An 11,342-nucleotide genomic window follows, 5' to 3' on the forward strand; every position below is an offset into this window, starting at 1 on the left:
CATGCGATTAAGCCAGTGTTATAACTTCCATGATTTTCGCAATCTGGCACGTAAACGCTTGCCCGGCCCGATTTTCAACTATATTGATGGCGGGGCGGATGATGAAACCACACTACGCCGCAATACAGACGCATTTCAAAGCTGTGATCTCATTCCCCGGGTACTCACTGGTGTCAAAGATATCGATTTGGGTGTGAACGTCATGGGGCAGGAATTAAAACTGCCGGTATATCTGTCACCAACCGCCCTGCAACGCTTGTTCCATCATCAGGGTGAGCGCGCTGTAGCCGCTGTCGCAGAACAGTTTGGCACCCTGTTTGGCGTGTCATCGCTGGGCACCGTCAGCATGGAAGAAATAGCCAGACAATACGCCACACCACAGGTATATCAGTTCTATTTTCACAAAGATCGCGGCCTCAACAAGGCCATGATGGAGCGCGCCAAAGAGTCAGGCATTCAGGTTATGATGCTGACCGTAGACTCCATTACCGGCGGTAATCGGGAACGGGATTTACGCACCGGATTTTCCATTCCGTTTCGACTTAACCTGGCCGGATTGTGGCAATTTGCCAGTAAGCCTGCGTGGGGAATAAACTACCTGACTCATGAGAAATTCGCCCTGCCTCAGTTGGATGCGCACATTAAAATGAAAGGCGCCACCAGCTCAATAGGGGATTATTTTACCAACATGCTGGACCCGTCAATGAACTGGCAGGACGTGGCCGAGATGGTGAAATTCTGGGATGGTCAGTTTTGCTTAAAAGGCATTATGAGCGCCGACGATGCCCGGCGCGCTGTGGATATTGGCTGTACCGGCATTGTGATCTCCAACCACGGTGGACGTCAACTGGATGGCTCCCGCAGTTCTTTTGATCATTTAGCGGAAATAGTTGATGCCGTGGGTGATCAAATTGACGTGCTGTTCGACAGTGGCGTTCAGCGCGGCACTCATGTTTTAAAAGCACTGGCCCTGGGCGCAAAAGCCGTGGGTTTGGGCCGCTATTACCTCTATGCCCTGGCAGCCGCCGGTCAAAAAGGCGTGGAGCGTGCCATGAGCCAGATGGTGGCAGAAATTGAAAGAGACATGCGCTTAATGGGTTGCAGTAAAATTAGTGACTTAAATCGCGACCATGTGCGCTTTCGCTAATTCGCGTTAATCATTTCCCGCCAAAACTTATTGTAAAACAGTGGCCCACTGCTGGGTAAGATGCTGAAAGCGGGATTGCAAACGGGGCGTTATAAAATCAATAAAACTGCGCTGTTTTAAGGGTAAAACCGGTTGCTGAATATAGAGTAAACTCACCGGCCATACTGACGGGGCGTAAGTTTGCAGAACCAATTTTAGCTCCCCGCTAAGTAACCAGGGCAACGCCTGATATGACAACACCCGGGCAATGCCCAACCCCTCACGGGCAGCCTGCAAAGACACATCAATAGAATTGGCCCTGACTCTTGAGGACACGGGAACCAGAACTTCCTTTGCCCCGACATTGAAGCGCCACTGATTGGCCAGATCTAATCCTTCAAATGAGATACATTGGTGTGATGACAATGCTTCAGGGGAAGCAGGCGTGCCATGAGCAGCCAAATATTCGGGGCTGGCACACAGTATTTTCTGCACACTCCCCAGAGATCTTGCGACCAATTCACTGTCGGGTAACTCACCAACCCGAAATGCAATATCCACCACATCCTCATACATGTGCAGGTTTTGATCAGTGAGTATGAGTTTAACACTGACGTCAGCATAGAGTTTCAGGTATTCCGTAATCAACGGAAAAATATGCATTCGCCCCAGAATATTGGGCGCGGTTACTGTCAGACACCCTTTGGGGTCCTGATACTCCCCCTTCGCATCCCGTTCAATATCCGACACCATGGACAACACGTCACGACAGGATTGTAAATAAGTTCGCCCGGCGTCGGTGAGCACTAAATTTCGGGTTGAACGACGCACCAACTGGACACCGAGATAGTCTTCCAACTCTTTGACTTGTCTGCTTACTGTGGTTTGCGGTTTGCCCAGTTTTCTGGCTGCCGCGGAAAAGCTGCCGCATTCCATCACCGTCACGAACAAGTCCATTGCATTAAGCCTGTCCATCAATTCCCCCAAAAAATGACTAGGTGCTAAACGTTTTTGACCACTACACGAAGGTATCTGTCGAGCATACAGTTTAGCGGCGTGAAAAACACTTACTGAGGAAAAATTTATGTCACGACTCATTACCCCGGCAACAATAGAATCTGCCCCGGAACAATCTCAGCCATTACTTAAAGCCGTAGAACAACAACTTGGCGTTGTTCCTAACCTGTTTAAATTGGTCGCCGTCAACCCGGCAGCACTGGAAGGTTATCTCGGCTTGTCAGGCGCATTGAACAAGGGCTTGCTGTCAGTTGCGTTGAAAGAAGGTATTGCACTTGTCATAGCTGAAGCGAATGGCTGTGAGTATTGCCTGTCGGCTCATACCTATTTAGGCAAAGGGCTGGCAAACCTGGAAGAGGCAGAAATTATCGCTAACCGCAAAGCACTGTCGAAAGACGTTAAAACCCAACAGGCCCTGGCATTTGCCATAGAGGTGTTGCAGCAGCGGGGGCAGGTTTCAGATGAATCGGTGCAACAGGTAAAAGCAGCCGGATTTAGTGACGCTGAGATTATCGAAATCATCCTTCATGTAGCGTTAAATGTTTGGACGAATAGCATTAACAATGTGGCGAAAACTGAGGTTGATTTCCCATTAGTACAACCCTTTTAACTGCCCACATTAACGCCTTACACAAGGAAATTAACCATGCATGCTATCGAAGAATACCGGCCTCCGGTGCCACCTTTCACCCGCGAAAGCGCAGAAAAGAAAGTCCGTCTCGCTGAAGATGGGTGGAACTCCAGAAACCCGGATGTTGTAGCACAGGCTTACAGCGTTGGCACCCGATGGAGAAACCGCAGCGAGTTTATTCAGGGGCGTGAACAAGCCCGTCAGTTCCTGCAAAGAAAATGGCACAAGGAGCTGGAATACCGACTTATCAAAGAATTGTGGGCGTACACAGACAACCGCATTGCCGTGCGATACGCCTACGAATGGCGGGACGACTCGGGCAACTGGTTTCGTTCCTACGGTAACGAAAATTGGGAGTTTGATGAGCAGGGTTTAATGATAAATCGCTTTGCCTGCCTCAATGACTTACCCATACAGGAAGCGGAACGTCTGTTTAGGTGGCCGCAGGGACGTCGCCCTGATGACCATCCATCGCTGTCCGACCTGGGACTCTAACGCAACCGCACCTTGACTGCCGCAGGCAGAAAAGGTGCCGGCTTTCTCTCTCATGCTTTTTCTTATATGACTGAACTAAAGGTGACAACATGGTAAATATCAACAATATCTTACGGCGAATTTCCATCAAAGCTGAAGTGTTTTTCAGTGGAAAATTGTGCGGAATTCAAACCTTTGATTCTAAGGATAAAGGCCACCTGCACCTGCTGCGCGAAGGTACATTAACCATTCTGATGAGCAATGGCCAAAAAGTTGTGGCCAGTGAGCCTACGCTAATATTCATCCCAACCCCAAGTGAGCACAGAATTTTGGCGGATCAATCTTCCACCGCACAACTGGTGTGCGCCACTGTCACGATTGACACCATTCACCGGGGTTTACTGCTTGAAGCGCTGCCCAACATCTTTTGTCTGCCACTGGGGAAATTGCCTGATTTTAGTCGAACTGCACAATGGTTGTTTGAAGAAGCCTTTAGTCATTCCATTGCCCGTCAGGTGATCATCGACAAACTCAGTGAGATTTTTTTACTCCAGTTGCTCAGGTATTCTCTGGAGCGAAATTTGGTCAAAAGCGGTACCCTCGCCGCATTGACTCATCCCATGCTGGCCAAAGTCATCAGTGCCATGCATGAACAACCCGAAGTTAACTGGACTGTTGAAAGCCTCGCTGATGTAGCGGCAATGTCACGCTCCCGGTTTGCTGCTACCTTTAAAAGTGTGATTGGTATCACCCCCAATGACTACCTCACTGACATTCGAATTTCTCTGGCTCAGGATTTACTGCTTCAGGAAAAACCAATAAACCTCATTGCCAATTTAGTGGGCTACGAACACGGTTCTGCACTTGCCCGAATATTCCGAAAAAAGCTTGGCCAGGCCCCCAGGGACTGGCTCAAATCCAGTAAGAATAAAGAATCGCTATTTGATGCAAAGAACCATGCCTTGAGCTTGCCGGAAAACGAAAGGTTGTAAACAAAAGACATATGGGTTCATTACCGGTATGTCAAAAAGCTACATTGATTGCATCGCTATTGAATAGTTAAACCCCAAAAAACTGCTACTGAGGTATAGATCAAATGAAATGTTTAATTAGCACTACGCTCAAATCCCTGGAATCGATGTCATCGCTACTAACACCGGTGCAACCCGTTTTGTCCTTGTTTGCCCGATTTTATGTGGCCTGGGTATTCTTCGCATCCGGCTTAACTAAAATTGATGACTGGGAGTCAACCCTGTTTTTGTTTGAATACGAATACCAGGTTCCCCTGCTGAATTTTGTTCTGGCCGCATACCTGGCAACAATTGCTGAACTGATAGCACCGGTTTTATTATCATTGGGGCTCGCCAGTCGCTTTAACGCAATCGTTTTGAGTGTGGTGAATGTGGTCGCCGTGCTCAGTCTTGAAGACATGGCTCCGGCGGCCTTCAACGGTCATGTAATCTGGGGACTGCTATTATTGCAGGTTGTCTTCTGGGGTGCAGGCAAGTTGTCGGTTGACCATATAGTTCGCTCGAAAATGTCCCGTTCTTCGTCTTCTTGCGCATTGGCTTAAGCGCTATCAGTTGTCATGATTAATGCAATGAATGATGGTGAATCCCCAATCCCACATGCTCCCCTTGTTCCACTGGGACAAGGGGATTATTGTATTCCACAGCATTATTTGCGCTACACCCACTCCAAATCCTCCATTGAAAAAATCGTCGCGGAATGTAGTTTTGACAAAAATTACCTATTCTTCGTGGGCGAAGATGAAACTACGGGTCTTTACCTACAGGTGGGGATCGTAGGTTACGATACCTACAAACGCGGCAATAAAAAGATCGTATATGGCCGTAAATGGCGCGTCGATTCGCAAACCCCCACATCGGAAATTATTCAGACCCTGTTTTTAGCTGTCAAAAAAGCGCGCGAACACGAAATCCGGGAACTATTAAAACTGCAGGTAAACGGCAAGTGGAGCGCGCCGTTTAGTACCCATCAGGATCTCCCCCTGATAGCAAAACACGCAGCCCAGTTAAGCCTCCGTGATGAAGACTGTTCGTTTTCAGCCTTCAAACAGCATTTAACAATACTGACAAAAAATCTGACCTTTGATGGCAAGCCAATCCAAATGGTGAATATTGAAAAACGGCGCAACACGCAAATCCTGTTAGACCTGCGGCTCCCGGAGCAAGAGGATATCCACCTGTCACTACACACGTCACAAATTCTGACACTTATCCTGCCATCAGCCTGCCCTAATGTGTTTTTACACTTACTTATGGATGCATTGATCGCAGCAAGCGACGCGTATGTTGCTGAGCATTTTCGCTTTCAAAAGGTCAATCGATTTAGTACCGGGATATCAATATTAGCCCTTGCATCACTTTCGCTTCGCACCCGCGCCGCACAAGGCAATCCGGAGTTAGCACAAAGTTTGGCGCAACTAAATGCCCAGGTTGATCAGTCTCGCGTTCCCACCGTTTCCGGTAGTCAGGCCCGTAAGGTTCAGACAAAACTATATGAATTTGGCACACTGGATGGATTCTATCCGACGTTATTAACGGATTGACCGCTGTGGATTGATATACATCAACAGCGGCCCTGATTAACGTGACGATGTGGCGTGAGTACCGTAAAGAAAAACCAGAAAGGGCACACAATATCCCAAAATGGCTTTTACCGGTTGGATGCTTGCCTGCCCCAATAAAACTTCATATTGATTAATACACAACAAAACCGTACCCACCACCAGTGCAGTTTTAATACCCTGCCACATTCTCGAGGACAACATTTTTCTCATTTCCTTCTGATTACTGCTGTGCGGGAGGTGAAAGTGCGTCTTCTATTCCCGCAGGATAGCGATGGCTGCGATACATGATTTCACCGCTATCAGAAACAATGACAAAAACAGGGGTACCGAACACATGAAACTGCTGACTTATTTCGCTGTCCTTATCAAACATCACCGGAAAGTCCATTTGATATGAATGCACATATTCTGCCATTCGCTCCGGCGAATCATTGATCCCAACGTTAATAGCCAGGACATCAATGGCCTGTGAAAAGTGCTGATGTAATGCCACAACTTTTGGTGTTGCTTTTCGGCAATAGGGACACCATGTCGCCCAAAAATACACCAGAGTTGGTTTCTTCTGAGTCTGCAGGCGATCATAAAAGTTAAACACTTCGCCTGATCCTGACTGAAACACAAAATCCGGTGCCAAAAAAGATTGCTCAACGTCAGACTGTGCGGTTGCAGTATCCACAGTCAACAAGAAAGAAAAGATAAAACCCTTGAGTAATAGGGCATAAAAAGGTCGTACTCGCATAGGCATTGTTCTCACTATTCAATGTAATAGCAGTAATGATAGTGAGTTGATACCGCAGAAAAGCGCAGATACTCTTTTTTATTGAACCGAAACCTTGAAATGTTCACACACTCAGCGTTTGTTTCAATGCTCTAAGGTCGAAGTGCGTATACCCCGCAGAGAGCCTCGTTATAAAGTGGAATAGTTATAGGGAAATGGGATGTGAGATGAAATGATTGTTGATGCGGATGCTTCGAACACTTAACAGAAACGCAACAGCCAGTGTTTTTCAATAGCGATTGAAAGCCACTTTACAAAGTCAACGCCGGGGTAAGTATCAAGTAACGCCGAAACACTTAAACCTGCTGTGATTCCCCTCAACCACTGAAACTCCGCAGCATCCAGACTGTGGATGTCAGGCCGGACAGGTGTTTGAACTACAACACAATAATTGTTTTGCCTCCCCATCTCAGCAATGGCAGCGAGAGCACTCCCCGGTAACTCCTGTCCTTTGGCCAGATTTTGATGAGCCTGCCACATGGGTAAGACGGGATATTCACTTTCCAGCAATGACAGTGAGGGAGAAAGCTGCATAAATACCTGACTTAAATCTGGCTGCTCCAACTGCGACAGTGATTCAGCCACAAACGGGGTCGCCGGACTGCGGGACGCCTGGCTCACCAGCCATTCCAGTCGCGCAATGTCTTGCAAATAGGGGTATTCACTCCATAACTCGCTCTGCTCCAGTAAGCTATGCAATTGACTTCCCCAGTCTGCCCAATCCCCGGAATCCGGTAGCTCAGTCTTTAACAACCGTCGGCTTAACACCAAAAGCGCGTCGCTACCTATCATTTTATCCAGTACCGGATACGTGAGTGATAAACTTCGGGCAGCCGTCAACAACACATTGTCCTGATAGATTTGCAGCGCACGTGGCTCTATTGATGCCGTATTCTCGACGCCAAAGATATCCTGCAGCAACTGTGTCTGATAGTCGCTGACCGAAGACGTCAGATTCGTCATATTGCCTCGACTTCCACCAGGTTATCGATAATCCGGCGCGCTTTATTGGCTTCACCCAATAACACGCCCCACTGTGGAATATCATTGTCCCATTCCACCAGCACTGCCGCTTGTGGAAAACGATTATTGGCATACTGAAAGAGTTCCCAGCACTGCGCAGAAACCGGCTGACTGTGATCATCTATCAATATGTTTCCCTGCAACACCGGGCTGGCGCCAGCCAGATGAATTTCTCCCACGCTATTTTGCGGAATGATATCTAACCAGTTTCTGGCTTTTTCAGCCAAATTTCCCGAATCATGATTGTGCAAATTAATTAAAATATTGTTGAGATCCAGTAGTAATCCACAACCCGACTGCTCAGCGACCTGAGTAAGAAACTCGGCTTCACTGTATTCCTGATGTTTAAAACGATGATAAGACACAATATTTTCAATCAGAATTTGTCTGCCCAGTATTTGCTGTACCCGATCAATATTCGACACCAAAGTTTGCAGCGTGCTTTTGTCAAAGCGCAAGGGCAGTAAATCCCCGGCATGAACCAGAGAATTATTGATACGCCCCCAGGTAAAACAGGCGTGCTCAGAGACATAAATTGGATTCACTTTGTTAACAAGGTTGGCAAACTTCTTCAGATACTGACCGTCAACCCCGGCGGCAGAACCCAGCCCCATTGATGTACCATGAATACTCAAAGGCGTTTTGGCGATAACCTGCTCTAAAAACTCAGTTATCGCCGGACTTTCTGCAAAAAAATTTTCTGCATGAATTTCTAAGAAATCCACAGAGAGCGATGCTTGCTGCAAAACATCCTGGTAATGCTCAAACCGCAACCCTACACCCACAGCCGGTTGCCCGGCGACAGGTGGTTTTGCCAGATTTTCTACAAACATCGACGTTCTCCTGGTCATATTAATCAGCTTTTTCCAGCTTTACTTTCGTTGTAGCGTTTTTTAGCCTCAGCTTTGAGCATGCCACCCATGGTTTCACAGGTGCCTTTAGCGACTAATTTCCATTCACCAGGGTCCTTGTCTACCGTTGACTGACCGGCACAAGAATGCGTGCCAGCCAGATTACCACAGTCATTTTGTCCTGCTGCGGCAATGCCGTAACATTTTTCTTTGCCACCAGCCTGTGCCGGTGCAGCAAGTGTGGTTAATGCAACCGCCAGAGCAGCAGCTGCAATTGCATGTTTGCGATTCATAAATATTTCCTCAATTAAATAGCGGGGGTTAGGTTGGATTCCAACCATTGACTGATTTCCAGATAACTGGATAACCCCACCTGTGTGCCCAGCGTTTGGTCGTGACTGAGCAAAACTAAGGTGGGGATGGCTCGCACACCAAATCGCTGGGATAGTGCCTGTTCTCTGTCAGCATCCACTTTCACCACCCTTACAGCGCCTGCAAACGTTTGTGAAAGCATACTGATGACGGGCTCCAGCTGTCTGCAGGGGCCACACCACTCAGCACTAAACCACAACATTAATAATGGCTCCGGGTAACCGTGGCCATTACTTAGCAACTCCAGAGCATTGGTTTGCATCAACCATTACTCCTCAGCATTGGCTTCGGCAACGGTCAACCCTTCAATTCCGTCCCATACCCGATAGGCGGTTTTCAGGTTTCCAGGTACATCTTCCATCCACTTTTTCTGAACGGTTTTGTTCAGATTCAAATACAACTTGTCGTTTTTGATATAAAAAGCGTCCGGGTCAACGTCCAACTTCTTGTTTAACGCCACGCCCATCGCACAATAGCCGCCAAATTGGGGCGCATATTTATCAGCATTTGCCTTGAACAGATCGCGGTTCTTAGCGCTGGAAAAGCGGTAAATGGCACCATCATGGGTCGCAGTGTATTTTGCATTGCCTTCAACCGCTTTGTGCTGAGTGAAATATGAAACCGGATCATAACCATGAATGGCCACATCGTTTTCACCCAGATTGATTGAAGACGCGAAACTCAGACTGCTCATCAATAAAGACGCAGCGACACCTGCAAATTTTAACGTTTTTGAGATTTTCATAATTTTTCCTAAGAGGGTTATTCAAGTTAATTTAAAACCGTTGGGAAGTTGTACTCTCAAACTTCCTGTCACTTAAGGTATGAAATTTCAGGGAGCGCCAGGCAACAGATGCGACACATATTGATGCCATTCGTCCAGGCAAGCTGATTGCGGGTAACTGGCTATTATTCCTGACCGGTTATTACCTGCTTTGCCAATCAATAGCGGCGAATTCACTGGTTTAATAACAATTCGTGACGCTACCAGGCACCAGCACCTGAATAAAAGGATGAGGTTCTATTCAGTGTTTCACCGGATTGCAAATCTACTACAGTAAAGGCAATAGTCTGCTTAGTACTTTGCGGCGTTCCCTGGTAAGAAACGGGTAAAGCGGTAAGCTGATACTCACCAGGTTTGACACTAAAAACCTGGCTGCTCCTGATGCTGAAGTTCGGGTTGTTATCTACAGACACCTTGTAGTTGCGCACTTGCTGACTCTTATTCAGCGTTTTCAGCAGATAGGTGTTTTCGACTTTTCCGGCGGTATTGATGCGATACAGAGCCTGACGGTCTCGCAGTAAATTAACCTCAAACGTATTGCGGCTTATGCCCCAATACACCATTGCTGACAAGGTCAACAATATGGTAAGCGCGTAGCCGAGGTTTAGTCTGTTGGCTTTGACAGGCGTGGCCTGCCTGGCGTATCTGATTAAGCCTTTGGGGTAGTTAAAACGGGCCATAGTGGCATCACAGGCGTCTACGCATAAACCACAATTGATGCAGTCGTATTGCAAACCATCGCGAATATCAATGCCCACCGGACAAACCTGAACACACAACTTACAATCCACGCAGTCACCCAGCCCTGTGGCTTTCGGGGCATTGCGCTTTCTCGGCCCACGACTCTCACCACGAATGGCATCATAGGCAACCAGTTTGGTTGAAGCATCGAACAGCGCTGCCTGAAAACGGGAATAAGGACAAGCGTGTGTACACATTTTCTCTCGCAGAAAACCGGCATTGAGATAAGTACACAAGGTAAAAAAGGCAACCCAGCCCGTGATCAATGGAGACAATTCGAACCCAACAACCCCCTGATATAAGGCGTCGGCTGGCACAAAATAAGCCATAAAGGCCAGTGCTGTAAGTAAAGAAAGCATTGCCCACAGCAGATGCTTTAAGAGTTTTCGGGTGACTTTTTGGTGGCTCCAGGTTTGTCTGTCCAACGCCTGGCTTTGATGATGAGTTCCCTCAACCCGTCTTTCTATCCAGTTAAACATCAGTGTCCAGATGGTTTGCGGACAGGTATAACCGCACCACACCCGGCCATATCTTTTTGACACAAAAAACAATACGAAGGCCGCCAACATAAATAGCAATGCCAGGATCAGTAAATCCTGAGGAAACAGCGACAAGCCAAAAATGTCCATGCGCTGGCGGGCGACATCAATCAATATTGCCTGCTGGCCCTGATAACGCAGTAACGGCAATAACACGAAAGCGGCCAGGAGCAGGCTATTCAGTCGACGCCGCAGTCTCTGAAACTGACCAAACTGTTCGCGTATATAAATCTTGCCAGCTGCAACCTTGCTATCGGAAACAGCTGTCCGAAAGATAACATTCTGCTCTGCCACCCAGGAATTCTTCACCACACTCTCCACACTTAAGACATGGTGTAACAGTGTATGCAGCCACTCTGTCATTAGTAGATACAGTTTATTAACTTAAATCAGGTACAGTTTGTTATACTGAA

At 47.5% G+C, this 11,342-nt stretch carries 15 protein-coding genes; 6 read left to right on the plus strand and 9 right to left on the minus strand.

Annotated features, from left to right (window positions below; genetic code table 11):
• Position 1 precedes the first annotated feature (1 nt).
• Complete coding sequence (locus AC0J20_RS05075) at positions 2 to 1,147, plus strand: alpha-hydroxy acid oxidase (RefSeq protein ID WP_229529775.1); 1,146 nt, start codon at positions 2 to 4, stop codon at positions 1,145 to 1,147.
• Between the two features lie 27 nt (positions 1,148 to 1,174).
• Here the strand turns inward: AC0J20_RS05075 and AC0J20_RS05080 are convergent, their stop codons facing one another.
• On the minus strand, positions 1,175 to 2,101 hold the full coding sequence (locus AC0J20_RS05080; protein WP_473020877.1) for a LysR family transcriptional regulator: 927 nt from the start codon (positions 2,099 to 2,101) through the stop codon (positions 1,175 to 1,177).
• 109 nt (positions 2,102 to 2,210) lie between these two features.
• Between AC0J20_RS05080 and AC0J20_RS05085 the strand changes: the two genes are divergently transcribed.
• The 5 genes from AC0J20_RS05085 (at position 2,211) to AC0J20_RS05105 (ending at position 5,820) form a co-directional block, all read left to right on the plus strand.
• Positions 2,211 to 2,753: a carboxymuconolactone decarboxylase family protein gene (locus tag AC0J20_RS05085; protein ID WP_473020878.1), complete on the plus strand. Its 543-nt coding sequence runs from the start codon at positions 2,211 to 2,213 to the stop codon at positions 2,751 to 2,753.
• Between the two features lie 36 nt (positions 2,754 to 2,789).
• Positions 2,790 to 3,269 carry a nuclear transport factor 2 family protein gene (locus tag AC0J20_RS05090; RefSeq protein WP_473020879.1) on the plus strand — a complete coding sequence of 160 codons (480 nt, stop codon included), beginning with the start codon at positions 2,790 to 2,792 and terminating at the stop codon, positions 3,267 to 3,269.
• 89 nt (positions 3,270 to 3,358) lie between these two features.
• Positions 3,359 to 4,240, plus strand: a complete 882-nt coding sequence (locus tag AC0J20_RS05095; RefSeq protein WP_229529771.1) for an AraC family transcriptional regulator — start codon at positions 3,359 to 3,361, stop codon at positions 4,238 to 4,240.
• A gap of 104 nt (positions 4,241 to 4,344) precedes the next feature.
• On the plus strand, positions 4,345 to 4,821 hold the full coding sequence (locus tag AC0J20_RS05100; RefSeq protein ID WP_473020880.1) for a DoxX family protein: 477 nt from the start codon (positions 4,345 to 4,347) through the stop codon (positions 4,819 to 4,821).
• Between the two features lie 15 nt (positions 4,822 to 4,836).
• Complete coding sequence (locus AC0J20_RS05105) at positions 4,837 to 5,820, plus strand: hypothetical protein (protein WP_473020881.1); 984 nt, start codon at positions 4,837 to 4,839, stop codon at positions 5,818 to 5,820.
• Between the two features lie 36 nt (positions 5,821 to 5,856).
• Here the strand turns inward: AC0J20_RS05105 and nrtS are convergent, their stop codons facing one another.
• The 8 genes from nrtS to ccoG all read right to left on the minus strand — a co-directional run bounded on the left by nrtS (position 5,857) and on the right by ccoG (position 11,238).
• A complete protein-coding gene (gene nrtS, locus AC0J20_RS05110) occupies positions 5,857 to 6,042 on the minus strand; it encodes a nitrate/nitrite transporter NrtS (RefSeq protein ID WP_229529768.1) in 186 nt (61 codons plus the stop codon).
• 19 nt (positions 6,043 to 6,061) lie between these two features.
• Positions 6,062 to 6,580: a TlpA family protein disulfide reductase gene (locus AC0J20_RS05115; protein ID WP_473020882.1), complete on the minus strand. Its 519-nt coding sequence runs from the start codon at positions 6,578 to 6,580 to the stop codon at positions 6,062 to 6,064.
• A 240-nt stretch (positions 6,581 to 6,820) separates the two neighbouring features.
• Positions 6,821 to 7,582 carry an HvfC/BufC family peptide modification chaperone gene (locus AC0J20_RS05120; protein ID WP_473020883.1) on the minus strand — a complete coding sequence of 254 codons (762 nt, stop codon included), beginning with the start codon at positions 7,580 to 7,582 and terminating at the stop codon, positions 6,821 to 6,823.
• Positions 7,579 to 8,475: an MbnB/TglH/ChrH family RiPP precursor modification enzyme gene (locus AC0J20_RS05125; protein WP_473020884.1), complete on the minus strand. Its 897-nt coding sequence runs from the start codon at positions 8,473 to 8,475 to the stop codon at positions 7,579 to 7,581. The genes AC0J20_RS05120 and AC0J20_RS05125 overlap by 4 nt, the downstream gene beginning before the upstream one ends.
• Positions 8,476 to 8,498: 23 nt before the next feature.
• The gene (locus AC0J20_RS05130; RefSeq protein WP_229529764.1) at positions 8,499 to 8,786 is read right to left on the minus strand and encodes a BufA1 family periplasmic bufferin-type metallophore; all 288 of its coding nucleotides are present in this window, start codon (positions 8,784 to 8,786) and stop codon (positions 8,499 to 8,501) included.
• Between the two features lie 14 nt (positions 8,787 to 8,800).
• Complete coding sequence (locus tag AC0J20_RS05135) at positions 8,801 to 9,127, minus strand: thioredoxin family protein (protein WP_229529763.1); 327 nt, start codon at positions 9,125 to 9,127, stop codon at positions 8,801 to 8,803.
• Between the two features lie 6 nt (positions 9,128 to 9,133).
• A complete protein-coding gene (locus AC0J20_RS05140) occupies positions 9,134 to 9,610 on the minus strand; it encodes a YHS domain-containing (seleno)protein (RefSeq protein ID WP_229529762.1) in 477 nt (158 codons plus the stop codon).
• Positions 9,611 to 9,849: 239 nt separating this feature from the next.
• Positions 9,850 to 11,238: a cytochrome c oxidase accessory protein CcoG gene (gene ccoG, locus AC0J20_RS05145; protein ID WP_473020885.1), complete on the minus strand. Its 1,389-nt coding sequence runs from the start codon at positions 11,236 to 11,238 to the stop codon at positions 9,850 to 9,852.
• Positions 11,239 to 11,342: the final 104 nt, after the last annotated feature.

The organism is Planctobacterium sp. R6, assembly GCF_055755215.1.